Origin of the sequence: Amycolatopsis sp. NBRC 101858, from assembly GCF_030269325.1 — a bacterium.
GTDB classification, from domain to species: Bacteria; Actinomycetota; Actinomycetes; order Mycobacteriales; family Pseudonocardiaceae; genus Amycolatopsis; species Amycolatopsis ponsaeliensis.
Map to the genome: position 1 here is coordinate 410711 of NZ_BSTD01000007.1, position 26149 is coordinate 436859.

The 26149-nt window shown below is 73.3% G+C and carries 28 protein-coding genes; 14 read left to right on the forward strand and 14 right to left on the reverse strand.

Annotated elements, in window-relative coordinates:
* Positions 1-12: 12 nt before the first annotated feature.
* Positions 13-675 carry a TetR/AcrR family transcriptional regulator gene (locus tag QSK39_RS45295; RefSeq protein WP_285483996.1) on the forward strand — a complete coding sequence of 221 codons (663 nt, stop codon included), beginning with the start codon at positions 13-15 and terminating at the stop codon, positions 673-675.
* Here the strand turns inward: QSK39_RS45295 and QSK39_RS45300 are convergent.
* The 3 genes from QSK39_RS45300 to QSK39_RS45310 form a co-directional block, all read right to left on the reverse strand.
* Positions 653-1423 carry an N-acyl homoserine lactonase family protein gene (locus tag QSK39_RS45300; RefSeq protein ID WP_285483997.1) on the reverse strand — a complete coding sequence of 257 codons (771 nt, stop codon included), beginning with the start codon at positions 1421-1423 and terminating at the stop codon, positions 653-655. The genes QSK39_RS45295 and QSK39_RS45300 overlap by 23 nt on opposite strands.
* Positions 1420-2763, reverse strand: a complete 1344-nt coding sequence (locus QSK39_RS45305; protein ID WP_285483998.1) for an MFS transporter — start codon at positions 2761-2763, stop codon at positions 1420-1422. The genes QSK39_RS45300 and QSK39_RS45305 overlap by 4 nt, the downstream gene beginning before the upstream one ends.
* A 132-nt stretch (positions 2764-2895) precedes the next feature.
* Positions 2896-5046: a hypothetical protein gene (locus QSK39_RS45310; protein ID WP_285483999.1), complete on the reverse strand. Its 2151-nt coding sequence runs from the start codon at positions 5044-5046 to the stop codon at positions 2896-2898.
* Positions 5047-5220: 174 nt separating this feature from the next.
* On the opposite strand from QSK39_RS45310, the gene trpM reads away from it, so the two are divergent.
* The 5 genes from trpM to QSK39_RS45330 all read left to right on the forward strand — a co-directional run bounded on the left by trpM (position 5221) and on the right by QSK39_RS45330 (position 9735).
* Positions 5221-5385: a tryptophan biosynthesis modulator TrpM gene (trpM, locus tag QSK39_RS53375; RefSeq protein WP_502873372.1), complete on the forward strand. Its 165-nt coding sequence runs from the start codon at positions 5221-5223 to the stop codon at positions 5383-5385.
* 94 nt (positions 5386-5479) lie between these two features.
* The gene (gene trpB, locus QSK39_RS45315; RefSeq protein WP_285484000.1) at positions 5480-6709 is read left to right on the forward strand and encodes a tryptophan synthase subunit beta; all 1230 of its coding nucleotides are present in this window, start codon (positions 5480-5482) and stop codon (positions 6707-6709) included.
* A gap of 2 nt (positions 6710-6711) precedes the next feature.
* A complete protein-coding gene (trpA, locus tag QSK39_RS45320; protein WP_502873377.1) occupies positions 6712-7500 on the forward strand; it encodes a tryptophan synthase subunit alpha in 789 nt (262 codons plus the stop codon).
* Between the two features lie 122 nt (positions 7501-7622).
* Positions 7623-9068, forward strand: coding sequence for a helix-turn-helix domain-containing protein (locus QSK39_RS45325; protein WP_285484002.1), 1446 nt, complete (start codon positions 7623-7625; stop codon positions 9066-9068).
* A 265-nt stretch (positions 9069-9333) separates the two neighbouring features.
* Positions 9334-9735 carry a DUF302 domain-containing protein gene (locus QSK39_RS45330; RefSeq protein ID WP_285484003.1) on the forward strand — a complete coding sequence of 134 codons (402 nt, stop codon included), beginning with the start codon at positions 9334-9336 and terminating at the stop codon, positions 9733-9735.
* Between the two features lie 3 nt (positions 9736-9738).
* Here the strand turns inward: QSK39_RS45330 and QSK39_RS45335 are convergent, their stop codons facing one another.
* The 5 genes from QSK39_RS45335 to QSK39_RS45355 all read right to left on the reverse strand — a co-directional run bounded on the left by QSK39_RS45335 (position 9739) and on the right by QSK39_RS45355 (position 13676).
* Positions 9739-10434, reverse strand: coding sequence for a hypothetical protein (locus QSK39_RS45335; RefSeq protein ID WP_285484004.1), 696 nt, complete (start codon positions 10432-10434; stop codon positions 9739-9741).
* On the reverse strand, positions 10431-11315 hold the full coding sequence (locus QSK39_RS45340) for an ATP-binding cassette domain-containing protein (protein WP_285484005.1): 885 nt from the start codon (positions 11313-11315) through the stop codon (positions 10431-10433). Before QSK39_RS45340 ends, QSK39_RS45335 begins: the two co-directional genes overlap by 4 nt.
* Complete coding sequence (locus QSK39_RS45345) at positions 11312-11680, reverse strand: GntR family transcriptional regulator (protein ID WP_285484006.1); 369 nt, start codon at positions 11678-11680, stop codon at positions 11312-11314. The genes QSK39_RS45340 and QSK39_RS45345 overlap by 4 nt, the downstream gene beginning before the upstream one ends.
* Positions 11681-11802: 122 nt before the next feature.
* Positions 11803-12930 carry a mandelate racemase/muconate lactonizing enzyme family protein gene (locus tag QSK39_RS45350; protein WP_285484007.1) on the reverse strand — a complete coding sequence of 376 codons (1128 nt, stop codon included), beginning with the start codon at positions 12928-12930 and terminating at the stop codon, positions 11803-11805.
* Positions 12927-13676, reverse strand: a complete 750-nt coding sequence (locus tag QSK39_RS45355; protein WP_285484008.1) for a creatininase family protein — start codon at positions 13674-13676, stop codon at positions 12927-12929. The genes QSK39_RS45350 and QSK39_RS45355 overlap by 4 nt, the downstream gene beginning before the upstream one ends.
* 41 nt (positions 13677-13717) lie before the next feature.
* Between QSK39_RS45355 and QSK39_RS45360 the strand changes: the two genes are divergently transcribed.
* Positions 13718-14647, forward strand: a complete 930-nt coding sequence (locus QSK39_RS45360) for an ROK family protein (RefSeq protein ID WP_285484009.1) — start codon at positions 13718-13720, stop codon at positions 14645-14647.
* 5 nt (positions 14648-14652) lie between these two features.
* Here the strand turns inward: QSK39_RS45360 and QSK39_RS45365 are convergent, their stop codons facing one another.
* From QSK39_RS45365 to QSK39_RS45385, 5 genes are read right to left on the reverse strand one after another with little or no spacing between them, the layout of a single operon-like run.
* The gene (locus QSK39_RS45365) at positions 14653-15453 is read right to left on the reverse strand and encodes an ATP-binding cassette domain-containing protein (RefSeq protein ID WP_285484010.1); all 801 of its coding nucleotides are present in this window, start codon (positions 15451-15453) and stop codon (positions 14653-14655) included.
* Entirely contained in the window at positions 15450-16244 is a 795-nt protein-coding gene (locus tag QSK39_RS45370) for an ATP-binding cassette domain-containing protein (protein ID WP_285484011.1), read from the reverse strand. Before QSK39_RS45370 ends, QSK39_RS45365 begins: the two co-directional genes overlap by 4 nt.
* Positions 16241-17128 carry an ABC transporter permease gene (locus QSK39_RS45375; RefSeq protein ID WP_285484012.1) on the reverse strand — a complete coding sequence of 296 codons (888 nt, stop codon included), beginning with the start codon at positions 17126-17128 and terminating at the stop codon, positions 16241-16243. The genes QSK39_RS45370 and QSK39_RS45375 overlap by 4 nt, the downstream gene beginning before the upstream one ends.
* On the reverse strand, positions 17125-18090 hold the full coding sequence (locus QSK39_RS45380; RefSeq protein WP_285484013.1) for an ABC transporter permease: 966 nt from the start codon (positions 18088-18090) through the stop codon (positions 17125-17127). The genes QSK39_RS45375 and QSK39_RS45380 overlap by 4 nt, the downstream gene beginning before the upstream one ends.
* A complete protein-coding gene (locus QSK39_RS45385) occupies positions 18087-19622 on the reverse strand; it encodes an ABC transporter substrate-binding protein (protein ID WP_285484014.1) in 1536 nt (511 codons plus the stop codon). Before QSK39_RS45385 ends, QSK39_RS45380 begins: the two co-directional genes overlap by 4 nt.
* A gap of 69 nt (positions 19623-19691) precedes the next feature.
* On the opposite strand from QSK39_RS45385, the gene QSK39_RS45390 reads away from it, so the two are divergent.
* The 6 genes from QSK39_RS45390 (at position 19692) to QSK39_RS45415 (ending at position 24453) form a co-directional block, all read left to right on the forward strand.
* On the forward strand, positions 19692-20480 hold the full coding sequence (locus tag QSK39_RS45390; protein WP_285484015.1) for an IclR family transcriptional regulator: 789 nt from the start codon (positions 19692-19694) through the stop codon (positions 20478-20480).
* Positions 20470-21471: a serine hydrolase domain-containing protein gene (locus QSK39_RS45395; RefSeq protein WP_285484016.1), complete on the forward strand. Its 1002-nt coding sequence runs from the start codon at positions 20470-20472 to the stop codon at positions 21469-21471. Before QSK39_RS45390 ends, QSK39_RS45395 begins: the two co-directional genes overlap by 11 nt.
* 43 nt (positions 21472-21514) lie before the next feature.
* Positions 21515-22630 carry a methyltransferase gene (locus tag QSK39_RS45400; protein WP_285484017.1) on the forward strand — a complete coding sequence of 372 codons (1116 nt, stop codon included), beginning with the start codon at positions 21515-21517 and terminating at the stop codon, positions 22628-22630.
* Between the two features lie 43 nt (positions 22631-22673).
* Positions 22674-23282, forward strand: coding sequence for a TetR/AcrR family transcriptional regulator (locus tag QSK39_RS45405; RefSeq protein WP_285484018.1), 609 nt, complete (start codon positions 22674-22676; stop codon positions 23280-23282).
* A gap of 86 nt (positions 23283-23368) precedes the next feature.
* The gene (locus QSK39_RS45410; protein ID WP_285484019.1) at positions 23369-23770 is read left to right on the forward strand and encodes an ester cyclase; all 402 of its coding nucleotides are present in this window, start codon (positions 23369-23371) and stop codon (positions 23768-23770) included.
* Positions 23767-24453, forward strand: coding sequence for an SDR family NAD(P)-dependent oxidoreductase (locus QSK39_RS45415; protein ID WP_285484020.1), 687 nt, complete (start codon positions 23767-23769; stop codon positions 24451-24453). The genes QSK39_RS45410 and QSK39_RS45415 overlap by 4 nt, the downstream gene beginning before the upstream one ends.
* On the opposite strand, the gene QSK39_RS45420 is transcribed toward QSK39_RS45415, so the two are convergent.
* Positions 24454-24657: a hypothetical protein gene (locus QSK39_RS45420; protein WP_285484021.1), complete on the reverse strand. Its 204-nt coding sequence runs from the start codon at positions 24655-24657 to the stop codon at positions 24454-24456.
* Positions 24658-24764: 107 nt separating this feature from the next.
* On the opposite strand from QSK39_RS45420, the gene QSK39_RS45425 reads away from it, so the two are divergent.
* Entirely contained in the window at positions 24765-26132 is a 1368-nt protein-coding gene (locus QSK39_RS45425; RefSeq protein ID WP_285484022.1) for a PLP-dependent cysteine synthase family protein, read from the forward strand.
* The last annotated feature ends 17 nt before the right edge of the window (positions 26133-26149 follow it).

A 26149-nucleotide genomic window follows, 5' to 3' on the forward strand; every position in this document is an offset into this window, starting at 1 on the left:
GGAAGGAAGTCCGTGGCCGCACCCTCGTCGGACGCCGTGGCGAACGGCGGACCCGCGCGCATCCGCGACGCGGACCGCACGCGCGCCGAGATCCTCGACACCGCCGCCCGCGAGTTCGCCGAGAAGGGCTTCGACGGCGCCCGGGTGGACGAGATCGCCGCGAAGACCCGCACCACCAAGCGGATGATCTACTACTACTTCACCAACAAGGACCAGCTGTTCGTCGAGGTGCTCGAGCGGGCCTACACAGTCATCCGCTCCCTCGAGCAGGACCTCGACGTCGACCACCTCGACCCCGCCGAGGCGATCCGGCAGCTCGCCGGGCTCACCTTCGACCACCACGAGTCCCACCCGGACTTCGTGCGGCTGGTCAGCATCGAGAACATCCACCGCGCCGAGCACATCGGCCGGTCGAACGCGCTGTCCAACCTGGCCAACCCGGCGCTCGACGTGCTCACCCGCATCCTCGCGCGCGGCCGCGAAGCCGGGCAGTTCCGCGACGACGTCGACGCGCTCGACGTGCACATGGCCATCAGCGCGTTCTGCGTGTTCCGCACCGCGAACCGCTACACGTTCAACGCCATCTTCGACCGCGACATGCTCGACCCCGCCTTCCGCGACCACCACCGGCGCATGGTCGCCGACATGCTCGTCAGCTACCTGACGGCGCGCTGAGCCGCACGACCCGGTCGGCGACGGGCGGGTACCGGGCCAGCACCTCCGGATCGTGGCCCGGGACGACCGGACCGCCCCCGGCCAGCTCCTTGACCCGGTCGAAGGCGTCGTACACGCCGGTCATCGAGTGCAGCAGCGGCGCCGGGCGGTCGTCGTCGAGGTTCTCGTGGAAGTGACTGGCGTCCGAGGCCAGCACGACCGGCCCGGCGGCGGTCTCGACCCGCACGACCTGCATGCCCGCGGTGTGCCCGCCGACGAGGTGGACGCTGAGCCCCGGCACCACCTCGGCGTCCCCGTCGACCAGGTCGACCGGACCCGCCCGCACATGGTCGAGAGCCACGTCGTCGAGCAGCCACCGCTCCCGCTCGATTCGCTTGGCCCACGGGCCGGTCCAATAGTCCACTTCGGACTGCTGGACCACGAACCGCGCGCCCGGGAAGTCCGCCACCGTGCCGCAGTGGTCGTAGTGCAGGTGCGTGAGGACGACGTGGCCGACCTCCCCCGGATCGACCCCGAGCGCGGCGAGCAGCCGGCCGGGCTCGACGTACTCGAGCCCGGCCACCTCCCTCGCCCGCGCCGCCCGGATGCCCGCGTCGACGAGCACCGTGTGCTCCGGCGACACCGCCAGCCAGACGTAGTAGGCGGTCGGGTGGGGTGCCGCGGAATCCCGGTCGTGGCCCAGGAAATGCTCGCCGCGGAACCCCGTGCGCCGGCCGTAGCAGAGCGCGTAGACCTCGAACGCGCTCATTGCGGGACGCTGACCTCGCCGCGCACCGGTTCCTTGAGGCCCAGTCGCGCGGTCGGCACCCGGTAGGTTTCCTTCCCGGTCGCCACGGCGATCACGTTCACCAGGCACAGCGCGGCGGTGAAGACGGCGACGCCGAGCCACGCGCCCCGGCCCGTGCCCGTGACGCCGACCGCGATGGTGGGCAGGAACCCGCTGATCGCGAACCCGATCTGCGTCCCGATCGCGGTGCCCGACAACCGCACCCGCGCCGGGAACATCTCGCCGTAGAACGACGGCCACACGGCACTCGTGGCGGTGTAGACGATGCCGAACATCCCGATGCCGACGACGAAGATCCAGAGGTAGCTGCCGGCCGAAATGGCGCCCAGGTAAGGGAAGATCAGGATCGCGCAGCCCAGCGAACCGGCCATGAAGATCCGCTTGCGCCCGATGCGGTCGGAGAACTTGGCCCACAGCGGGATCGTGATCACCGCGGCGACGTTGGCCAGCACGCCGACCCACAACATCGGCGTCTTGCTCAGGCCCACCGTGTTCACGGCGTAGCTGAGCGCGTAGACGGTGAAGATCGTGCTGACGGAAGCGATCAAGGCGGCCACGACCACGCGCAGGACGTCGGCCCAGTGGTCGCGTAGCAGCACGGCCAGCGGCAGCTTCACCACTTCGCCACTGGCGACCTCTTCCTGGAACACCGGCGTCTCGTCCAGCGAGCGGCGGATGTAGTACCCGACCAGCACCACGACGGCGCTCAGCCAGAACGGCACCCGCCAGCCCCACGACAGCAGCTCTTCCTGCGGCAACGCGGCCACCGGCAGGAACACGGCGGTCGCCAGGATCTGCCCGGCCTGCGTGCCGCTGAGGGTGAAGCTCGTGTAGTACGCGCGCCGGTGTTCGGGAGCGTGTTCGAGGCTCATGGAGTTCGCGCTGGCCTGCTCGCCGCCGGCGGACAGGCCCTGCAGCAACCGCAGGGCCACCAGCAGGATCGGCGCGGCCACGCCCAGCGTCCCGTAGCCCGGCAGGCAGCCGACGAGCACAGTGGACAGTCCCATCAGCAGCAAGGTGATCAGCAGCACCCGTTTGCGGCCGAACTTGTCCCCCAGGTGCCCCAGCAGCAGTGCGCCGAGCGGCCGCGAGACGTAGCCGACGCCGAACGTCGACAGGGCCAGCAGGGTGCCGGTCGCCGGGGAGGAGGCCGGGAAGAAGATCTTGTTGAAGACCAGTGCCGCGGCCGTGCCGTAGATGAAGAAGTCGTAGTACTCGAGTGCGCTGCCGATCCACGCGGCCAAAGCCGCCTTGGCGGGCCTGCCCACGGGCGCGGCTGCGCCATCCGGACGATCGGTCACGTCAATCTCCTCCGTGGGTGCGCCGGTGCAGTCCAGGTAACTAACCGGTCAGGTATGTACCGTACGGTTAATTAGAGAGATTGAACGGCGGCCGCGGGCTTGTCAAGTACCGATTTCCGGCGCGACCGGCCGTCAGCCCAGCCGCCGGCGAGCCTGCTCCCGGAACCGGTCGGGTGTCCGCGGATCATCGAAGATCCGCTGCATCGCCGGCCGCGCGAGCCGCACGTCGTAGTCCATCGCGGTGTCCGCGGCCTCGATGCGGATGGCGTGGCTGCGGTCGTGCCGCGCCACGTAGACGAGAGCTTCGGCGATCGACGAGTGTCCCGGCAACGCGAGCGCCGCGCGGATCCGGATCTGTCCCTCGGCGTCCCGGACGATGGCCCGCAGCGCGGTCTTGGCTGCCGACCGATCGTGGGGCAGCAACGCTTTCGCGGCGGTGAACCGGGCTTGGACCGGACGGGCGGTCGTCGCGAGCCCCCGCAGCGCCCGCACTCCCTCGGCCCCGGCTTCGGTCGCGGCGGTGATCCGCAGGGTGACGTCCGCCTTCGGCCGTTCGGCCACCTTCGCCAGCAGCCGGAGCCCGGCCGGCCCGTACAGTTCGGCCGCTTCTCGGGCGGCGGCCAGCGCCGCCTGATCGTCGGCGTCGCCGACCACGGTGCCGTACCAGGCGACGGCCTGGTCACGGGACAGCTCGGGCCGCGCCACCGCCACGGCCTGCAGCCGGACTTTGCCCGGGACGTGCCGGTCCCGCACGACCTCCGCGAGCGCGGGCACGGCCTGCCCGGGATCGCACTCGTAAGCCTCGCGCAACCAGTTCAGCCCGGCGACGTGAGTGGTCGAGCCGGTTCTCCAGATGGCGATGAACAGCCGGGCCGCCAACGGCCGGTCCACCGCGCGCACCGCCTTCGCCGCGTCACCTCGGCAGGACGTCTCGAGTTCGGCGTCGGCGGCCAGGCGAACCAGCGTGTCCGGGGACCCGCCGTGCGCTTCGACGATTCGCTTGCCCGCCATGACACGCAGCCCGCCCGGCACCCTCGGCAATGCCGCGAACCGCTCCAGCGCGGGAATGGCCACCAGGGGGTCGATCTCCCCGGCGAGGACGGCCGCGCGGAAGCCCGCCTTGCCGTCGGTGAGGTCTTCACGCGCGAGCAGCGCTTTGAGGATCCGCAGTGCCACCGCGGCGTCCCGGCCGCGCACCCGCTCGACGATCCGCACCGCCGTGCCCGCCTCCGCCGCGGCCGCGAACCGCTCGGCCGCCTCGCTCCACTCGGCGCCCGGCAACCCCAGCAAGGCGGACAGGATCTCCGCCCGCTTCGAGTCCGGCAAGCCGTACCCGGCCGTGACGAACTCGCGCATCAGCTCGGCGGAACCGATGAGGACGACGGCCTCCGCACGCAAGTCCCCCATGTCCTCGTCCCCGGCGAAGTACCGCAGCGCGCGGTCACCCAGCGCCGGGTCACGCTCCTGGATCCGGACCGCGGTGGCGAGCCGGTCGGCCGGTTCGCCCGCCAGGCTCCGCGCCAGGACGGCGAGGTTCTTCGCGCCCCGGACCTCGTCGTGGCGCGTGATCTCGACGACCGCGTCCAGCCGGAGCCGGTCCGTGGCTCCCGGACCGGGGTTGGCGACCAGCGACTCCAGTTCGACGAGCGCCTGCCCGGCGTCGAGGTCGACCATCCAGCCGAGCGTCGCCGCCCAGCGGCCGGGCTCGGTGAGCGCGCCGCGTAGCACTTCGAGGACCAGCTCACGGACCCGGTCGTCCGGGAGCAGGCCTCGCCGCACGAGGTCGATCACGAACCGGATGTTCGGGTCGCGGTGCCGTTCCTCCAGCAGGCGGCGGATCCGCCGCTCGACCACGGGCCGGGCCGGGCGCCACCACAACGCCGCCAGGATCTGCTGCATCCCGGCGTCCGGCCACGGCCGGACCCCTTGCGGCGCCAGGTACTTCAGCGCCCGCAGCGACCGCGCACGCGGGTACCGCCGGAACAGGTGATCCGCGACGAGGTAGTCCGCCACTTCCGGACGGCCGAACCGGAACCCGCTCCCGTCGGCCACGACGAGACCCGTCGTGCGCAGGTGCGCGGCCACCCGCTCCCGGCGTTCGGCGTCGGGCATCTCCCGCGGCCAGTCGAACCGGGCCAGCCCATCCCGTTGGCGCGCGACGTCTTCCAGGACCGCCCGCGCCTCCCCCGCCCGCAGGAACGACGCGGTGGCGAGCGCGCGGACCGCGGCCTGCACCACGTGCTCCAGCTCTTCCAACTCGCGGGGCAAGCCGTCGGCGGTCACGATCGACCATGCTAATCGCGCGGGAATCCCCGGCACAGGACAGAAAACGGACACTCCGTGGACAAGCCGGCAACGTCCGCCCTCGGCCGCGAACCGGTCGCCGGAGCGCGACCTCCGTCACCGGCGAACGGTAATTCCTGCCGGGACCGGCCGTCCGCGGGTTAAGCTGCCGTCGTGCCCCTCACCATCCGCTTCGCCCGTGGCCGCCGGCCGCGTGGCTGCCAGGCGCCCGCTCGGCGTGTGCGCGGGCGGCGGGTGCGGTACGCGATCGGCTCCGAGGCGGGCCAGGTCGACGGGATGCGATGGCCGCGTGCGCCGCGCACCACGCCGGATCACTGAACGACCCTTCGTGATTCCGCGTGTTCGTGCGCTCCGGTGATCCCCGACCAGCCACGAACCCACCCGGGACCGCCCGGGTCAGGAGCACATCGCCATGGAGCACGCCTTTTTCTTCCCGGCCGCGCCGGGAACCCCGCCGACCGCCGAGGGGTACTTCGGTGCCTTCGGCGGCCGGTTCGTCCCGCAGGCGCTCGTCGCCGCCGTCGACCAGGTCGCCGCCGAGTACGAGCGGGCCAAGACCGATCCCGCCTTCGTCGCCCGGTTCGAGGACCTGCTCGCCCACTACGTCGGGCGCCCGAGCGCGCTCACCGAAGTGCCCCGCTTCGGCGGGCACGCCGGGGGCGCGCGGGTCTTCCTCAAACGCGAAGACCTCAACCACACCGGCTCGCACAAGGTCAACAACGCGCTCGGGCAGGCGTTGCTGGCCGTGCGGATGGGCAAGACCCGTGTCATCGCCGAGACCGGCGCGGGCTCGCACGGCGTCGCGACCGCCACCGCGTGCGCGCTGACCGGCCTCGCCTGCACCGTCTACATGGGAGAGACGGACATCCGCCGCCAGGCCGTCAACGTGGCGCGGATGCAGCTGCTCGGCGCCGAGGTCGTCCCGGTGACGTCGGGCTCGCGCACCCTCAAGGACGCCATCAACGAGACGTTCCGCGACTGGGTCGCCCACGTCGGCGACACGCACTACCTGTTCGGCACCGTCGCCGGGCCGCACCCGTTCCCCGCCATGATCCGCGACTTCCAGCGCGTCATCGGCGTCGAAGCCCGCCGCCAGCTCCGGGAACGCACCGGGCGGCTGCCCGACGCCGCCATCGCTTGCGTCGGCGGCGGATCCAACGCGATCGGCCTGTTCCACGCCTTCCTCGGCGACCCCGGTGTGCGCCTGATCGGCTGCGAAGCCGCCGGCCACGGCGTGGCGAGCGGGCAGCACGCGGCGTCGCTGTCGGCCGGCGAACCGGGTGTCCTGCACGGCTCCCGCTCCTACGTCCTGCAGGACGACGAAGGCCAGATCCTCGAAGCCTGGTCGATCTCGGCCGGGCTCGACTACCCCGGTGTCGGCCCGGAACACGCGCACCTGCACGACTCCGGCCGCGCCGAGTACCGCCCGGTCACCGACGACGAGGCGATGCGCGCGTTCCGCCTGCTCGCCGAGACCGAGGGCATCGTCCCGGCGATCGAAAGCGCGCACGCGCTGGCCGGCGCCCTCGAGGTCGGCGCCGAGCTGGGCCCGGACGCCGTCCTCCTGGTGAACCTCTCCGGCCGCGGGGACAAGGACCTGGACACCGCGTCCGTCCACTTCGGACTGGAGGGGGCGCGATGAGCCTGCGGTTGCTGACCGAAACCCTCGCCGGGGCGAACCGGGCCGGCCGGGCCGCGCTCATCACGTACCTGCCGGCCGGGTTCCCCACCGTCGACGGCGGGATCGCCGCGCTCCGGGCCACCCTCGACGCCGGCGCGGACATCGTCGAAGTCGGCCTGCCGCACAGCGACCCGGTGCTGGACGGCCCGGTCATCCAGGCCGCCGACGACCTCGCGCTGCGCGGCGGGGTCCGGATCGCCGGAGTCCTGCGCACGGTGCGCGAAGTCCACGCCGCCACGGGCAAGCCGGTGCTGGTGATGTCGTACTGGAACCCGGTGTCCCGCTACGGCGTCGAGCGGTTCGCCCGCGAGCTGGCCGAGGCCGGGGGCTCGGGGTGCGTGCTGCCGGACCTGCCGGTGGCGGAGTCCGCGGCGTGGCGCCGGCACGCCGCGGCGCACGAGCTGGCCACGGTGTTCGTCGTCGCGCCGAGCAGCACGGACGCGCAGCTGGCGGAAACCGCCGCGGCCGGGACCGGGTTCGTCTACGCGGCCGCGCTGATGGGCGTCACGGGAACGCGGGCGTCGGTGGACGACGCTGCCGCCGTCTTGGTGCGCCGCCTCCGCGCGGTCACCGGCCTGCCGGTCTGCGTCGGGATGGGCATCGCGGACGCCGGTCAGGCGGCCGAGGTCGCCGGGTTCGCGGACGGCGTGATCGTCGGCTCGGCGTTGGTCGAGACGCTCCTCGGCACCGGCGACCGGGCCGCGCTCGAGCGGCTGACGGAGCAGCTCGCGGCCGGGGTGCGCGGGGCCTGACGGCGGCCGGGCCGCGCCACGACGCGCGGCCCGGCCGCCCGCTCCGGCCCGGCCACGGGACGCGGTGACCGGAGTCGTTGCGGTACGGTGGAATCCGGCTGGCCGAAGGGGGCGGGTCAACAGTGGGCCCTGCCGGAACCCCGCGCACCGACCGCACCGGAGACCTCGTCACCCTGGCCCGGCTGTCCGCCGGAACCGCCGCGGTCGAAGAGATCCTCGGCTGGCTCGCCGGGCGCACCGGTGGGGCGGTGGCCCTGCTCGACAGCGACGGCGATGTCGTGGCCGCGCCGCCGGGCCAGCCCCCTCCCCACCCCGCGGCCGCCACCGCGGTGACCGGAATGCACCGGCGCGGGACCCCGTCGGCCGTTCTCGGCGATGGGCCGGAAACCGTCGACCTCGTCCGGCTCGGCGCGGACTCCCGGACGTTCCTAGTGGTCACGGGATCGGCGGAGCGCCGGCACGGGGTCCTGCTCGCCGACGCCGCCCGCATCCTGGGCCTGTGCTGGCGCCTCCAGGAGGCCGAACGGGCCAGCCGCCAGGTCGCCTCGGCGATGGCGCACAGCCGCGAGGCCGTGCTCCACCTGCTCATGGTCGGCAGCCTGGCCGCCGCCCGGCGGATCGCCGCGACGCTGGGCCCGCACCTGCCCGACCAATCCCGCGTGTACGTCGTGGAGTGCCCGGCCGGCCGGCGCAGCCGCGTCGCGGACCGCATCGAGCGCTTCGCCGGGCGGCGGGCGTGGATCGTGCCGTGTCCCGTCCACGCCCGTCACCTGATCGCGCTCGTCCCGACCGGGCGCGCCGCCACCCTGGACCGGCTGATCGCCGAAACCGTTCCCGAGGCCCGGGTCGGCGCGAGTGACGAGCTGCCGCTGAGCGAGACGGCGATCGGCTACGAGCAGGCGTTCCACGCCCTCGCGGTGGCCCGCGGCGTTCCCGGCCGGTACGCCCGGTTCGACCGGCACACCGACCTCACGCCACTCGTCGAGGACTCCGGGCACGCCTGGGCGGCCGGGTTCCTGGCCCCCTGCCTGGCCCACACCCCCGCCCGGCGCGCCGATCCCGGCGCCGAAGAGCTTCTGGCCACCCTGTACTCCTGGCTCACCTTCGACAGCGGCGCGAGCCGCCACCTCAAGATCCACCGCAACACGCTCTCGGCCCGTCTGCACCTGCTCGACGGGCTGCTCGGCGTCGACCTGACACGGGTGGCCGACCAGTCGGCCGCCTGGCTCGCGGTGCGCCTGCACGCCGCGCCTCGCGCCACTCCCGCGGCGCCGGGCCGGACCGTCACCCTCGACCGGGTGCTGGCCACCCCGGCGGCGAAAGTCTGGGCCCGGTCCCGGCTCAGTCCCCTCGAACGCGCCGGGTCGCCGGCCGGCATCGAGACGCTCACGGCCTGGCTGCGCACCGACACCCGGCTTTCCGCGACCGCCGCCGCGCTCGGCATCTCCGTTCCGGCCGTGCGCAAGCGGCTGGCCCGGATCGAACAGGTCCTCGGCCGGTCCCTGCTGCACGCGCCGAGCGCCAAGCACGAGCTCTGGCTGGCCATGCGGGCGGCCGGCTCGTTGTGAGCGCTCGTCCTGCCTCGCCGGCTTCCCCGATCACCGGGCACCGGGAAACCACCGCGGCCGCTCACTGTGCACTCTGTGACTCGCCGCACCGCGCGACGCCCGGCTACCGTCGGAGACTCGGCAACCGGGGAAGGTCGCCGCTCGCCGGCCGTCCTGGGGGTGCGGCCGGAGAGCGTTCGCCCCGCCCCGCGCCGGTCTCCGCGACCAGTACGCTGGTGACGGCCTGACGGAGTGGGCGTCCGGCCCGTTCAGCCGAGGAGACCGCGTGGATCAGCAGGGCTTGGTGACCGTCGCGAGCAAGTGGCCGGTGGACACGACCGTCGACCGGTTCGAGCAGGCCATCGCCACCGCCGGGCTCGTCGTGTTCGCCCGGGTCGACCACGCGCGCAACGCCCGCGAGGTCGACCTCGACCTCCGCCCGACGTTCCTGCTCATCTTCGGCAACCCGCGCGGCGGCACCCTGCTCATGCAGGAGAACCAGGTCACCGGCATCGACCTGCCGCTGAAGTTCCTCGTCTGGGAGGACGAGCACGGCCAGGCCCGGGTGACCTACGACGACGTCGCCTGGATCGCGCGACGCCACGGCCTGTCCCCGGAGACGGCCGGCGTCGTCACGGCGACCGCCTCCGCCGTCGAGAACCTGGCGCGCCAGGCGACCCAGGACTGACCTTCAGGCCGTCGCGCGCCGGAGCACCAGCCACGCCACGCCGCCGAGGGCCAGCGCGAGCACCAGCGGATACGCCGTGTACAGCGCGAACGACGGCTGCCCGCCGAGGAAGTCGCCGATCGCGGGCCACCAGCTCCGCTGCGACACCAGGAGCTTGATCCCGGCGAGCAGCGCGACGGCCCCGGCGAGGGCGAGGTAGATCCCGGTCTGCCGCCAGCGCTGGAACACCACGCCCGCCAGCACGCCGATCGCCGACACCGCGACCAGCGGTCCACTGTAGACGAACCACAGCGCGGCCGGGCCGTGCTGCCCCAGCACGTCCAGCCCGAAGATCCGCGCCTCCCGGCCCCAGCCGCCGGTCGACCGCTCGACGACGGCGAGCGCCACCATCACGAGCCCGAGGAGCAGGGCCTGCCCGAGGACGACCAGCGCGGTCGCGGCGGCGAACGTCCGGCGGGTCACGCCGAGCCCCAGTGCGAAGGGGAACACCTGCGTCATCGACTGCAGGTGCGCGGGGGCGACCACGCCCCACAGCGCCGGCAGCAGGTAGAGCTCGTGCGCGCCGAGCGCGCCTGCGCCGTTGGAGACGTCGATGCCCCAGCCCAGCAGCGGCAGCACGGCCAGCAGACCCAGCGGGTAGGCGAGCAGCACCGGCCAGTTGACCAGCTGGATCCGCGCGACGTCGAGCACGCGTGTCATCGGGCTTCCTTCCCGGCGGCGACCGGCCCGCCGTGGCCTTGGGTGGTGCGGACGACCAGCTGCTGCAACGAAACCGGCTCGAAGTCCAGCCCGGGCTCGTACCGGTCCCGGACCCTGGTGAGGGTGACGCGCAGGGAGCCGCCGAACCGTTCGCGGTGCAGTTCCCGGTGGCCGGCGGCGAAGCGCTCGACGGCCTCGGCGGGCCCGGTCACCGCGACGGCCTCGCCGCGCAGCGACTCGGCGTCGGTGTCGATGAGCACCCGGCCCCGGTCGAGCAGCACGACGTGCTCGATCAGCTTGTCGACCTCGTCGATCAGGTGCGTGGAGAGCACGATCGTGCGCGGGTGCTCGGCGAAGTCGGCGAGCAGGCGGTCGTAGAACAGCTGGCGCGCAACGGCGTCGAGGCCGAGGTAGGGCTCGTCGAACAGGGTCAGCGGGGCCCGCGAAGCCAGCCCGATGATCACCCCGACCGCCGACAGCTGCCCGCGCGAGAGCCGGCCGACCCGGCTGCCTGCCGGGACGGCGAAGTCCGCCAGCAGCGCCGCGGCGAAGGCGTCGTCCCAGTTCGGGTAGAGCAGTCCGGCGGCCCGCAGCGCGTGCTTGACGCGGAACTTCTCCGGGTACTGCTGGCTTTCCTTGATGAAGCAGACCCGGGAGAGCACGTCGGCGTTCTCGTACGGGTGCTGCCCGAAGACCTCCACCGTGCCGCCGGTTTCGAAGGCCTGCCCGGTGAGGATCCGCATCAGCGTGGTCTTGCCGGCGCCGTTGCGGCCCAGCAGGCCGTGGATCGTGTTCCCGGCGAGCTCCACGCTCACCCCGTCGAGCGCGGCGAGCGGGCCGTAGCGCTTCGTCACCCCGGTTGTGCGCACCACGTTCGTCACTGCGGCTCCCAGACGTCGATCAGCTTCTTGATCTCCTCGGCGTCCATGCCGAGCTTGCCCGCCTCCGCCATCAGCGGGGCGAGGAACTGCCGCGTGAAGTCCCGGCGCCGCCGCTCCAGCAGCTGCGCGCGGGCGTCCGGCGCGACGAACATGCCGATGCCCCTTCGCTTGTAGAGGATCCCGTCGGCGACGAGCTGGTTGATGCCCTTGGCCGCGGTCGCCGGGTTGATCCGGTGGAAGGCCGCGAGCTCGTTGGTCGAGGGCGCCTGCGTGTCCGCGGCCAGGCTGCCGTCGACGATCGAGTTCTCGATCCCCGCGGCGATCTGCAGGAACAGCGGCCGCCCGTCGTCCTTCACGCCGACCACCGCACGCGGCGGTTCGTCGGTTCATTACTCATGTAACTAACCATGGAGGCTCAGGAGGGTCCTGTCAAGGCGGACGTCGACGCCGACGGTGGCCGGCCCCCGCTGGGGCCGGCCGCCTCCCTTCAGCCCGTCAAGTCGCCTTCCCGCTCGTTGCGTCCGGCGTAGTGAGCCAGCTTCTCTTCGTCCACCGTCACGCCCAGCCCCGGCCCGGACGGCACCCGCAGCCGGCCCGCCGTGAGCTCAAGTGGCTCCACGATGTCGTCCTCGTGCAGGTAGTACATGCTGTCGATCGCCCGGGACAGCACCGGGGTGCTCGCCACCACCGCCAGGTGCGCCGCCGTCGCGATGCCGAGCTCGCCGCCGCTGTGCAGGTTCATCCCGAGGCCGAACGTCTCGCAGTGCGCGGCCAGTGCCTTCGTCGGCGCGATCCCGCCCCACTTGTAGACGTCCCCGTGGATCACGTCGACCGCGCCGAGGCGGACCGCCGGCGCGAACTCCTCGAAGCGGACCACGCACATGTTGGTGCACAACGGGATCCGGACCTTCGCGCGCACCTGGGCCATCCCCTCGATGCCGGTGCAGGGGTCCTCGAGGTACTCCAGGTCCAGCTCCTCCAGCGCCAGCCCGGCGCGGATCGAGTCGGGGACCGACCACGCCGCGTTCGGGTCGACGCGCAGCTCGACCTCGGGCAGGGCGCGCCGCAGCTCGCGCATGATCGCGACGTCGCCGCGGACGTCGGTGGTGCCTTTGAGCTTCACCGCCGTGAACCCGCCCTGCGCGACCACCTTCGCCGCGTGTTCGGCGATGCCCTGGGCCAGCTCGCGGCCCGACGCGCCGGGGGCGTCGGCGCGCGTGACGAGCGCGGTGATCGGCACGTCGTCGCGGACCCGGCCGCCGAGCAGGTCGGTCACGGACTGGCCGGTGGCGTGCCCCATCAGGTCCCAGCACGCGACGTCGAGGGCGGCCAGCGCCGCGTAGCCGAGGTAGCCGTGGAAGAACGGCACCATGTGGTGGCGCCGGTGGAACGCCTCGAGCGCGAACGGGCTCTGCCCGACCAGCTCCGCGCCGAGCTTGCGGACCAGCTCGGCGACCGGGCGGCCCCACATGGTCTCGCCCCAGCCGGTCAGGCCGGTGTCGGTGCGCAGCCGCACCACCGTGCGGGTCTCGCCCGTCTTGGTCTCGAACGAGCTGGTGAACGGGTTGGTCAACGGCAGGTTCACGACCCAGGCGTCGACTTCGGTGATCTTCATGCCTCCCCTTCGGCGTGGGTTGCGCGGGTGGCCGCGTCGAACGCGCGGATCGCGTCGACGAGGGTGGTCACCCGGTTTTCGAGCAGGCCGGCGCCGCCCTCGGCGGTCGCGCCGGTGGCGTCGTCGGTGCTGCCGCCGGCGCGGGCCCATTCGCCGTGGCGTTCGGCGGTCAGGCCCGGGTACGGCGGTTCGGCGAACAGCGGCGGTGGCGTCACGCCGGGCCGCGGCCCGGGCGGGCGGACGAGGTCCGGGTGCGAGGCGAGCATCAGCGACGTCTCGTAGTGCCCCGCGTGCCCGGGCGAGCCGCTGTGCTCGCCGAGCGAGAAGTAGGAGCACGCCCCGAGCGCGACGTCGGCGCGCAGCGCGTACTCCTTGACCGCCAGGCGCATGATCTCGTCGTTGCCGCCGTGGCCGTTGACCACGAGGACGCGCCGGAACCCGCTGGTGGCCAGGGAGTCCAGGACGTCGGCGAGCACGGCCTGCAGCGTCGCCGCGCGCAGCGACACCGCGGCGGCGAACAGGTGGTGCGGGCTGTGGCCGAACGGCAGCGCGGGCAGCCGCACCGCGGCCGGGTCGCCGCCGAGGCGCTCGAGCGCCCGGTCGGTGACGGCCTCGGCCAGCATCGTGTCGGTGCCCATGGGCAGGTGACCGGCGTGCTGTTCCTGCGAGCCGATCGGTACCACGGCGATCGCCGTGCGCGCTGCCGCACGCACGTCTCGCCAGGTCATCCGCGTCAGTTCGGGCACCTTGTCTCCCCTCTCGTCGCCGGTCGTGGCATCGTGGGCCCATGAGCACCGGCGAACGCCCGGCCCTGCGGCTGGTCCCGGCGCCCGCCGCGGCCGACGACGGCGGGCCGCTGCTGGGGGCCGTCGAACTGCTGCCCGGGCGGGTGCGGGCCGCGCTGGTCGAGCTGTCCGGCGCGGTCGTGTGGCGCGCGGAGGCGACGTACCCGCGCGGCACGGCGGACCGGGCCGAGATCGACGCCGCGCTGGCCGAGGTCGCGCGGTTCCCGACGCGGCCGGTGGGGGTCGGCGTGGCCGCCGCCGGGCTGGTCGACGCCGAGGCGGGCGTCATCATCGAAGTCAACGAAGTGCCCGCGCTGCACGGCTACCCGGTCGCGGATGTGCTGTCCACTGTGGCCGGTGCGCCGGTCCACATCGAACACCGGGCGCGGCTGCAGGTCCTGGGCGACCGCTGGTTCGGCGAAGGCCGCGGCCGCACCGCGTTCGCGTCCGTCTCCACCGGCGAGGTGCTGGGCGTGGGGATCCTCTACGGCGGCGAGGTGCTGGCCCCACCGGGCGGCCGCAGCGGCGCGCACATGACGGTCGCCGCGAGCGGGCGCCCGTGCACCTGCGGGGCGCGGGGCTGCTGGAAGACCGTGGCGACAACGCCGTGGCTGCGTGCCGAGGCATCGCGGCGGGGGCTGACCGCGCAGTCGGTGCGCGAGCTGGCCGGGCACCCGTTGCTCGACGAGTACGCGGCCAACATCGCGCTCGGGCTGGTGAACGTCCAGCAGCTGTTCGCGCCGGGCCTGTTCGTCCTGCACGGCGAGGCCGCGGACGGCGGCGAGCACTTCCGCTCCCGCATCGAGGAGCGGCTGCGGGAGGACTCGTCGTGGGCGAGCGGGGCGGAGCCGCCCCGGGTGGTGGTGAGCCCCGGCCCAGCGGATGACGTGGCATTGCTGGGCGGCGCCGGGCTCGTGCTTTCCCACCACTGACCCCCTCACGCCGACACCCGCCGGCGCGCCAGCCGCGGGTCCGGGTTCGGCACCGCGTCCAGCAGACTCCGCGTGTACTCGTGCGACGGCGAACGGAACAACTCCCCCGCTGGCGCCAGCTCGACGATCTTCCCCGCGCGCATCACCGCGACCCGGTCGGCGATCTGCTGCACCACCGCGAGGTTGTGCGACACGAACACGTACGTCAGGTCCAGCCGCTGCTGCAGACCCGCCAGCAAATCGAGGACCTGCGCCTGCACCGACACGTCCAGCGCGCTCGTCGGCTCGTCGAGCACCACCAGCCGGGGCTCCAAAGCCAAGGCGCGCGCGATCGAAATCCGCTGGCGTTGCCCGCCCGAGAACTCGTGCGGGTAGCGGTCCTGCACCTGCGGTGGCAGGCCGACCGCGTCGAGCAGCTCCGCCACGCGGTCGCGCACCCGGGCCCGGCCGCGGCGGCCGCGCAGGGCCGGGTCGTGCGTCACCAGTGGCTCGCCCACGATCTCCGTCACGCGCAGGCGCGGGTTCATGCTCGAATACGGGTCCTGCAGCACCACCTGCATCTCGCGCCGCACCTTCCGCAGCCGGCGCGGTGGCAGCGTCGCCAGGTCGGCGCCGTCGAAGCGGACCGTGCCCGCGGTCGGTTCGGCCAGCCGCAGCAGGAGCCGGGTCAGGGTCGTCTTGCCGCTGCCGGACTCCCCCACCACCGCCAGGGTTTCGCCCGCGACGACGTCGAGGTCGACCCCGTCCACCGCCGCCAGCGCGCCGTAGTCCTTGCGCAGCCCGCGGATCTCGACCAGGTTCGTCATACCCGCTCCAGCTTCGGTGTCGCACGCAGCAGCTCGCGCGTGTAGTCCTCCCGCGGTGCCTCGAACAGCGGCACCACGTCGCCGGTCTCCACGACCCGCCCGGAGTTCAGGACCACGACCCGGTCGGCCACTTCGGCGACGACGCCGAGGTCGTGGGTGATGAGCAGGATCGCCATGCCGTGGCGCCGTTGCAGGTCCACCAGCAGGTCGAGGATCTGGGCCTGCACGGTGACGTCCAGCGCCGTCGTCGGCTCGTCGGCGATGAGCACCCGCGGCCGGCCGACCAGCGCCATCGCGATCATCACGCGCTGGCGCAGCCCGCCGGAAAGCTGGTGCGGGTACTGGGAAGCCCGGCCCTCGGGATCCGGGATCCCGGCTTCCCGCAGCGCGGAGACGGCCGCCGCACGCGCTTCGGCCCGCGACGCGCCCCGGTGCTTCCGGACGACTTCGGCGACCTGGGCACCGACCCGCTTCACCGGGTTCAGGCTCGTCATCGGGTCCTGGAACACCATGGCGACGTCGTTGCCGCGGATCTTCCGAAGCTCCTTTTCCGGCAGCCGCAGGACATCGCGGCCGTCCAGGAGCACCGAACCGCCCGCGTAGACGCACGGCGGTTCGGGGTTGAGCCGCAGGACCGACAGCGCCGTCGCCGTCTTGCCGCTGCCGGACTCCCCCACCAGCGCCAGGGTTTCGCCTTCGGCCACCGCCAGGCTGACGCCGTCGGTGGCGGTCACCGCGCCGGTGTCCAGGTGGAACTCGACGCGCAGGTCGTTGATCTCGAGCAGGCTCATGAGCGGTACGCCTTCGGGTCCGCGACGTCGCGCAGCACGTCGCCGGTGATGTTGACGGCCAGCGCGGTGAGCATCAGCGCGACGCCGGGGAACACGGCCACCCACCACGACGTGCCGAGGTAGAGCTGGCCGTCGGCGAGCATGCCGCCCCAGGTCACGGTCCGCTTCGGCACGCCGAGGCCGAGGTAGCTCAGGGACGCCTCCGCGACGATCGCCGCGGCGACGTGCAGGGTGCCGATGGTCGCCAGCGGCGCCATGACGTTGGGCAGCAGGTGCCGCCGCATGATCGTGAAGTCGGTGACGCCGATCGCGCGTGCCTCGGTGACGAACTCCCTGGTGCGCAACGAAAGCACCTCGGAGCGGATCACGCGGGCGTAGGAGACCCAGCCGGTGAAGCCGAGCACCAGGACGACGTACCAGAGGCCGGAGCCGAGGAACCCGACGATGGCCAGGGCCAGCAGGATCGACGGGAACGCGAGCTGGATGTCGGCGATCCGCATCAGGATCCGGTCGAACCAGCCGCCGAGGAACCCGGCGACCAGGCCGATCGCCGCGCCGACGATGCCCGCGAGCAGCGCCGCGCACGCGCCGACGAGCAGCGAGACGCGGGCGCCGTAGCAGAGCCGGGACAGGATGTCGCGGCCCAGCTGGTCGGTGCCGAGCAGGTGGGATGCGTCGCCGCCGGCGGTCCACGCGGGTGGGTGCAGCCGCACCAGCAGGTCCTGCGCGCCCGGGTCGTACGGCGCGATCAGCGGCGCGAACAGGGCCACCAGCACCATCAAGGTCAGCACGGCGAGCGCGACGACGCCGAGCTTGCTGCGCAGCACCGCGCGCACGACGTTCGGGCGCGCGGCCCGGGCGGTGGGAAGCGCGATGGCGGTCATCCGGTCACCCTCACCCTCGGGTCGAGCAGCGTGTAGGACAGGTCCACCAGCAGGTTCACCACGACGAACGTGGCGGCGAAGAACAGCACCGCGGCCTGCACCAGCGGGAAGTCGCGGTTCTGGATGGCCTCCACGGTGAGCCGGCCGAGGCCGGGCCAGGAGAACACCTGCTCGGTGAGGATTGCCCCGCCGAGCAGCGAGCCGACCTCCAGCCCGACGACCGTGACCACCGGCAGCGCGGCGTTGCGCAGGCCGTGGGCGAGCACGACCCCGCCGGTGCCGAGGCCCTTCGCGCGGGCGGTGCGGATGTAGTCGGCGCCGAGCACGTCGATCAGCGACGTCCGCAGCAGCCGCGCGATCACCGCGACCGAGTACACGGCCAGCGTCACCGCGGGCAGCACCAGGTGCTCGAAGCCGCCGTAGCCGGAGGCGGGCAGCACCTGCAGCCGGACGGCGAAGACGAGGATCAGCAGGATCCCGACCCAGAACGCCGGGGTCGACTGGCCGACCAGGACCCCGGTCATCACGCCGGTGTCGCCCGCGCGGCCCCGGCGCAGCGCGGCGAACGTGCCGGCCGGGATCGCGATCAGCAGGGCCAGCAGCAGGGCCGCGCCGGCCAGCTCCAGCGTCGCCGGGACGCGGGCGAGCAGCACGTCGGCGACCGGCTGGTCGTAGACGAGCGACGTGCCCAGGTGCAGCCGCGGCAGGCCGCCGAGGTAGTCGAGGTACTGGGTGAGCAGCGGCCGGTCGAGCCCGAGGCTCGCGCGCAGCGTGGCCTCCTGCTGCGCGGTGGCGTCCGGCGGCAGGATCAGCTTCACCGGGTCGCCGGAGAGGCGGACCAGGAAGAACGCTGCGGTGGCGACGAAGAACAGCACGACGAGGGCGGTCAGCACCTTGCCGGCGACCGTGCGCAGCACGCCGGCCCCGGCCGCCGGGCGGCGCGTGAGGGCGACGGTGGTCATGCGGTCACCTCGGCTTTCGCCATGTTCAGCACGCCGACCACGCCCGGAGTCCACTGTGGACGCGTGTTGACCGCGCAGACGTTGTCGATCTGGTAGAGGAACACGAACGGCGCCTCCTGCTTCAGAAGTTGCTGCAGGCCGGTGAAGGCCCGCTGCCGGTCGGCGGGCACGAGCGAGAGCTCCTCGCCGTCGACCAGGCGGTCGGCTTCGGCGTTGTGCCAGCGGCTCTGCCGCCGGTCGTGGCGGACGTTGGACTGCACGAGGCTTTCGGCGTCGAGCGTCCAGCCGGTGCTGGCGGCCAGGTAGATCGGGCCGAGGGCACCGCGGTTGTTCGAAGTGAGCCGGCTGCTGTACGTGCCGGCGTCGATCAGGTCGACCCGGACGCGGACGCCGGCGCGGGCGAGCAGGCCGGAGATCGCCTCGGCGAGGTTGCCGTCGGCGGTCTGGGCGGTGAGCGAAGTGTCGAAACCGTCCGGGAAGCCCGCCTCGGCGAGCAATTGCTTCGCCAGGCCGACGTCGCGGGTGAACGGCGCGATGGACGGGTCGAAGCCGAACGACTCGCGCGGGAACATCGTCGGCACCTCGCGCGCCTTGCCGTCGAGCACCGCCTTGATCAGCAGCGGCACGTCGACGGCGTGGTTGAGCGCCCGGCGGACGCGCACGTCGCGCAGCGGGCCGCTGGTGGTGTCGAGCGAGAGGTAGGAGGTGCGGATGCCGGGGAAGTTCCGGATGGCGACGCCCTTGTAGCCCTGCAGCTGCAGGGCCGCGTCCGGGGTCAGGTTGGCGACGATGTCCACCTCGTCGCTCTGCAGGGAGGCCAGCGCCGACGACGCGTCGGGCATCGGGAGGAACACCAGTTCGTCGTAGGCCGGCTTGCCGCCCCAGTACGCGGGGTTCGCGCGCATCCGCAGCCGGTGGTCGCGCTGGAACTCGACGAAGGTGAACGGGCCGGTGCCGACCGGGTGCTTCGCGAACCCGGCGTTGCCGACCTGCTTGAGGTACCCCGGCGGCACGGCGACACCGCCGAACAGCGACACCTTCGCCGGGATGATCGGGTCGGGCTGGGCACAGCGCAAGTCCACGGTCAGGGCGTCGACGGCCACCGCCTGCTTGACGTAGCGCAGCTCGACGATCGGCGACTTCGTGGCGGGGTCGAGCAGGCGGTTGATGCTGAAGGCGACGGCCTTCGCGTCGCACGGCTCGCCGTTGTGGAACGCGACGCCGGGACGCAGCTTGAACCGCCAGGTGAGCGGATCGGGCGAAGACCACTCGAGCGCGAGACCGGGCGCGAGCCGGTTGTCCGGCCCGCGGGTGGTGAGCGTGTCGAACATGTTGGTCAGCACGTTCATCGAGGTCATGTCGCCCTGCTTCTGCGGGTCGAGCGTCTTGGGGTCCGCCGTCTGCGCGACCCGCAGCACGCTGCCGGTGGCGCCGGCGGCGGTGCCGCACGCGGACAGCAGTCCCGGCAGGGCCAGTGCGGGGAGCGCGAGCCCGCCGAGCCGTAGGGCGTCGCGGCGCGACAGTCGGGACACGGCGCCTCCTTTCCGTCTTGCGGAAGAGCGTTCCGTCACATGGAACGCGATTGCGCTAAGCTAGGCCCCGTGAACAACGCTGTCAACGCTTCCCCCGGCTCGCGGGGCGCGGTCGAGAAGGCCTTGGAGGTGCTCGCGACGCTCGCGGGCCCCGGCGGGCCGCACCGGCTGGCCGACCTGGCGCAGGCCTGTGACCTGCCGAAACCGACCGTGCACCGGATGCTGCAGACGTTCGCCGAGGCCGGGTACGCCGTCGGCGCGGGGAGCGGGCACTACGCCGTGGGACCGCGGCTGCTGGGGCTCTCGGCCGCGGCGCTGGCGAGCACGCGACCGCTGCGGCCGGTGCTGGCCGAGCTGCAGCGGCGGACCGGGCACACGGTGCACTACGCGGTGCGCCACGGCGACCGGGCGGTGTACGTCGAGAAGCTCGAGCCGGAGCAGGCCTACCAGCTCAACACCCGGCCCGGCGGCGAGGTGCCGCTGCACTGCACGGCCGTCGGCCGCGCGATCCTGTCGCGCCTGCCCGAGGCCGAGGTGGACGCCGTGCTCCGCGTGCCTCTCGCGGCGCGCACGGCCAAGACGCTGACGGACCCGGCAGCGCTGCGGGCCGAGCTGGCCACCGCGGACAGCGCCGGTTACGTGGTGGACGACGAGCAGTTCGAAGCGCACGTGCGCTGCCTGGGCGCTCCAGTACTGGACGCCGGCGGCGCGGTGCTGGGCGCGGTGAGCGTGTCCGGGCTGACGTTCACGCTGCAGCCGTCGAGCTTCGCCGTGCTGGGCCCGCTGGTGGCCGAGGCGGCGAACCGGCTCTCGGCGGTGCTCGCCGGGACGCCGTTGCGAGCGGTCGATGCTCGCTGAGCTGCTGGCCCGGGCGCGGGAAGAACGAGTCTTCTCCGCGGTGGCGTGGGAGGTCGGCACCGCGGACGACGTGCTCGACCGCGGCGTGCTGGGCACGCGCTGGTGGGACGGACCACCGGTCACCGAGGCGAGCCGCTGGGACCTGGCGTCGGTGACCAAGCCGATCGTGGGCTTGGTGGTCGCCGCACTGGCCGAGCGCGGCGAGCTTTCACTGGACGCCCCGCTCCCGGAGTTCCTGCCGTCCTACGCGGGCACCGACAAGGCGTCGATCACCGTGCGCCGGCTGCTGACCCACACGTCGGGCCTGCCGGGCGGGACACCGCTGTGGCGCACGTTCCCGACGCGAGCGGCGTTGCTGGAAGCGATCCGGACGACGCCGTTGCCCGCCCCGCCCGGAAGCCGGGTGGAGTACTCGTCGCAGGGGTTCATCCTGCTGGGCCTGATCGCCTCGGCGGCTTCGGGGCGGCCGCTGGACCGCCTGGTCGCGGACCTGGTGACGACCCCGGCGGGGATGCGGGACACGACGTTCGGCCCGGTGGACGACGCGGTGGCCACCGAGGACTGCCCGTGGCGCGGCCGGGTCGTGACCGGCGAGGTCCACGACGAGAACGCGGTGGTACTGGGCGGCATCTGCGGGCACGCGGGCTTGTTCGCACCGCTGTCGGACGTCGCCCGCCTGGGCCGGATCCTGGCGGCGGGCGCGTCCCCGCTGCTGAAGCCGCAGACGCACGCGGAGATGATCGCCTGCCACACCCACGGGCTGCGCCGCGGCCTGGCGTGGCAGGGCCTGGACGTCCCCGGCTCCCCCGTCGGGACCGCGCTGCAGCCGGATTCCTACGGCCACACGGGGTTCACGGGCACGAGCCTGTGGGTGGAGCCCGCCCGCCGGCGGTACTACGTCCTGCTGACGAACCGGGTCCACCCGCGCCGGACCCAGGACATCTCGGCAATCCGCGCCGCGTTCCACGACACCGCGGCCCGCCTCGGGTGACCGGTCTGACAGGGTGAGTGCCGGGGAAAACGGAGGGGGAAACGTGGTCGTCCAGTGGGACGAGGGCGGCGAACGGCTGACCGCCGAGTGGCGGTCGGAGAACAACGCGCCGCCGCCGGCGGAAATCGTCGTGGCGGGCGACGAGCTCACCGCGGACGAGGCCTACCGCCTGGCCGTCGAGGGCAAGGCCGTGTTGTGGCGCGGTGACTTCCAGAACGCGCGGCAGCTGCTGAAGGCCGTGGGCAAGCGGATCGACCGGGCCGGCAAGCGACGTCCGGCGAAGGACGCGACCGAGGCGTTCCACCTCCACCGCCAACGGCAGGCCCGGCAGGCCCAGCTGCTGGGCCGGCTGCTCGTGCCCGTCGACCCCGGGCACGTCGTCCCCCTGCGCCGAGCGCCCGACGTGCGGGAGGCGTGCACGGAGGCCTACGGCCCGGCGGAGGGGCCGTCGGTCGTGTCGTTGCGCGAGCTGCTCGGCGTGATCGGCGCGCACGAGTGGCGGCGCAAGGGGGTCGAGGTGCCCGGGCTCGGCGCCCGGATCCACCCGCACTACGGGGTGTTCTCGCCGGCCCGCGGCGAGTACGTCGACCTCGTGGCGACGGCACCGCTGCCGTCGAGCAGGCTCGCGTTCGACATCGGCACCGGCTCCGGCGTGCTCGCCGCGGTGCTGCTCGCCCGCGGGGTGGAGTCGGTCGTGGCCACGGACCAGGACCAGCGGGCGCTGGACTGCGCCCAGGACAACCTCGAGCGGCTCGGGTTCGCCGAGCGCGTGCGGTTCGAGCGGACCGACCTGTTCCCGGCGGGCGAGGCACCCCTGGTCGTCTGCAACCCGCCGTGGCTGCCGGCCAAGCCGACCTCGCCGATCGAGCACGCGGTCTACGACCCGGGCAGCCGGATGCTCCGGGGCTACCTGGACCGGCTGGGCAAGCACCTCGAGCCCGGCGGCGAGGGGTGGCTGGTGCTGTCGGACCTCGCCGAGCACCTCGGACTGCGGTCCCGCGCCGAGCTCCTCGAAGCGATCGACGCCGCCGGGCTGACGGTGGCCGGGAAGACCGACACCCGGCCGCGCCACCCCCGAGCGTCCGATCCGGACGATCCGCTGCACGCCGCGCGCGCGGCCGAGGTCACCTCGCTCTGGCGGCTCGCCGTCCAGCGCTGAGCACTTTTCGCATCGATCGATGCGAAAAAGGTAGACTGCGGCCGTGGAGAGCGGTAAGCGGCGCCCGACCGGCCGGCCGCGGGGGTTCGACCCCGACGCGGCCCTCGAGCGCGCCCTGATGGTGTTCTGGGAGCAGGGCTACGAGGGGGCCAGCCTGGCCACCCTGACCGAGGCGATGGGCATCTCGACCACGAGCATGTACGCGACCTTCGGCAACAAGGAAGAGCTGTTCCGCAAGGCCCTGGAGCGCTACACCGAAGGCCCGAGCGCGTACGTGGTGCGCGCCCTGGAAGAGCCGACCGCGTTAGCCGTCGCCACGGCGATCATCGCGGGCACCATCGCCACGACCACCCGGCCGGCCGGGCCGAACGGGTGCCTGGGCGTCCAGGGCGCGCTGGCCACGGGTGACGCCGGCCGCGGCGCGCGCGACCTGCTGATCGGCTGGCGCGACGACGGTTACGCCACGCTCCGCGACCGGTTCGACCGAGCCGTCGACGACGGGGACCTGCCACCGGAGGCCGATCCGGCGCTCCTCGCCCGCTATCTCACCGCGTTGGCGTACGGCATCGCCGTGCAGGCGGCGAGCGGTGTCGGCCGGCAAGAACTGCAAGAGATGGCCGACGCCGCCCTGCGTGCCTGGCCGCTCGTCTGACCATTTTTGTATCGATCGATGCGGAATCTGCTAGGGTCGAGTTCTGCATCGATCGATGCAGAAGTGGACGAGATCGGAGGCCGCCGATGTCCGACCTGTGTGCGTTCTACCTGCGCTACCTGCACGAGCTCAACGCCCACCGGTTCGACCGGATGGCCGGGTTCATCGCCGACCGGACCACCCTCAACGGCGAGCCGGCCACCCGGGACGACCTCATCGCCGTCCAGCGGGCCGACGTCGACGCGGTTCCCGACCTGCACTGGGAGCTCAAGGACCTCCTCTTCGACGGCGACCGCCTGGCCGCGCGCCTGGTCAACACGGGCACTCCGGTGAAGGAGTGGCTCGGCGTCGCACCGTCCGGCGCCTCGTTCGAGATCGACGAGTACGCCATCTATGAGGTCCGCGACGGACGGTTCGTCCACATGACGGCCCTCCACGACGCCGACGGGCTCCGCCGGCAGCTGACCGAACGAAAGGACACCCCATGACCGTCACCCTGATCACCGGAGCCAACAAGGGCATCGGTTTCGAGACGGCGAAACAGCTTCTGGCCCAGGGACACACCGTCTACCTCGGCGCCCGCGACGTCGAGCGCGGCGAGAAGGCCGCGGCCGAGCTCGGCGCCCGGTTCGTGCACCTCGACGTGACCGACGACGCGTCGGTGGCCACCGCACTGGCCACGATCGACGCCGCCGAGGGCAGGCTCGACGTCCTGGTCCACAACGCGGGCGTCCTCGGCAGCGAAGCCCTCGACGGCCCCACCGCACTGCGGGTCTTCGACACCAACGCCGTGGGGATCGTGCGCGTCACCGAAGCCGCGCTTCCGGTGCTGCGCAAGTCGTCGAACCCCACCGTGGTCACGGTGTCGAGCAGCGCCGGGTCGTTCTGGGCGGTGACCAACCCCGACCGGCCGGAGTTCGGGCTGCCGCTCGCGCTCTACTCCGCGTCCAAGGCGGCGGCCACCATGCTGACGGTCCAGTACGCGAAGTCCCAGCCGGGCATCAAGTTCAACGCCGTCGAGCCCGGCACGACCGCCACCGACATGACCGCGGCCTTCGGGATCGGCCGCTCCCCGGAAGAGAGCGCCCGGGTCGTGGTGCGCCTGGCCACCCTCCCCGCGGACGGCCCCACGGGGACCCTGCAGGACGAAACCGGGGAGCTGCCCTGGTAGTCATCCGCGGCGCAGGCCGGTTCCGGCCGTCCCGGTGAGCACCGAGCCGAACAGCATTCCCGGCAGGGATCGGTGGCTCCGGGCCGCGGCCTCCTCAGCGAGGCCGACCGCCGCCGCGACCTTGCGCATCGCCCAGCACGCGCCGGCCGCGGGCAGCCTCGCCGCGCAGTTCCGCCGGCCGACGCGGCCGGACTTGGCGAGCACCGTCCACCTCGGCTCCTGGGAGCGCCCGGTTTCCACATCCTGAGCAGCCGTGCGGTGACGGCCGCGCTCGGGCTAGCTGTGGAGTACCCGAACCCCAGGGGGCCCGCATGGCATCCGGCGAAGTCGACGCCTTCGACTCCGTGCTCGACGCGATCGGCGGGACCCCGCTGATCCGGCTGGCCCGGATCGCGCCGCGCGTCTACGTCAAGGCCGAGTTCCTCAACCCGGGCGGGAGCGTGAAGGACCGGGCCGCGCTGGCGATGGTGCTCGCCGCGGAACGCTCGGGTGCGCTGCCGCCCGGCGGCCTCATCGTGGAAGGCACCTCCGGCAACACGGGCATCGGGCTGGCGATCGTCGCGGCCCAGCGCGGCTACCGGCTCACGGTCGTGGTGCCGGACAAGACCAGCGCGGAGAAGACCGCGATCCTGCGCGCCTACGGGGCGGAGGTCGTGGTCACCCCCGGTGCGGTGGCGCGCGAAGACCCGGCGCACGTCCGGCAGGTGGCGCGCCGCCTCGCCGCCGAACGCGGGGGCTGGCTCGCCGACCAGTACGACAACCCCGCGAACCCGGCCGCGCACCGCGAGACCACCGGGCCGGAGATCTGGCGGCAGACGCGCGGCCGGATCACCCACTTCGTCGCCGGGATCGGCACCGGCGGCACCGTCAGCGGGGCCGGGGCGTACCTCAAGGAGGTCAGCGGCGGCCGGGTCCGGGTGGTCGGCGCGGACCCCGAGCATTCGGTCTACTCCGGTGGCGACGGCAGCCCGTACCTGGTCGAGAGCATCGGGCACTACCGGCACCCGGACACCGCCGAAGACCTCTGGCCGCAGTCCTACCACCGCGACGTCCTCGACCGGGTCGAAGCGGTCGGCGACCGCGAATCCATCCTGACCGCGCGACGGCTGGCGCGGGAAGAGGGCCTGCTCCTCGGCGCCTCGGCCGGGACGGCGGTGGCCGTGGCGCTGCGGCTGGCGGCCGAGGCGGGCCCGGACGACGTGATCGTCGTCGTGGTACCGGACTCCGGCCGGTCGTACCTGTCGAAGTACTACGACGACGACTGGGTGCTGCGCCTGGGTTTCCCGGTCGAGCAGGCCGGTGGCCCCACGGTGTCGGACGTCATCGGGCCGCTGCCCCCGGCGCCGCCAGGGCTGCCGGCGACGGCCTCGGTCGGCGAGGCGCTCGCGGACGGGCATCCCGCCACGCTCCGGCCGGTCGGGCCCCGGGCGTCTGGCCCGCCGTCGGTCGCGGAGGTGACCGGCACGCTCGACGTCGCCGAGCTCCGCCTGATGCTCACGGCCGGCGTCGCCCGGCCGGCCGACCCGATCGCGGGGTACGTCACGGATCCGTTGCCCGCCATCGGAATCGGGGAGAGCCGGGAGGCCGCCCTCGCCCGGCTCGGCACCCACGAGGCCGCCTGGGGCCTCGTCGACGGGCGGGTCGCCGGGACGATCCACAAAGGACAGCTCGAGTCGTGACCTCCCCGCCCGCCCGA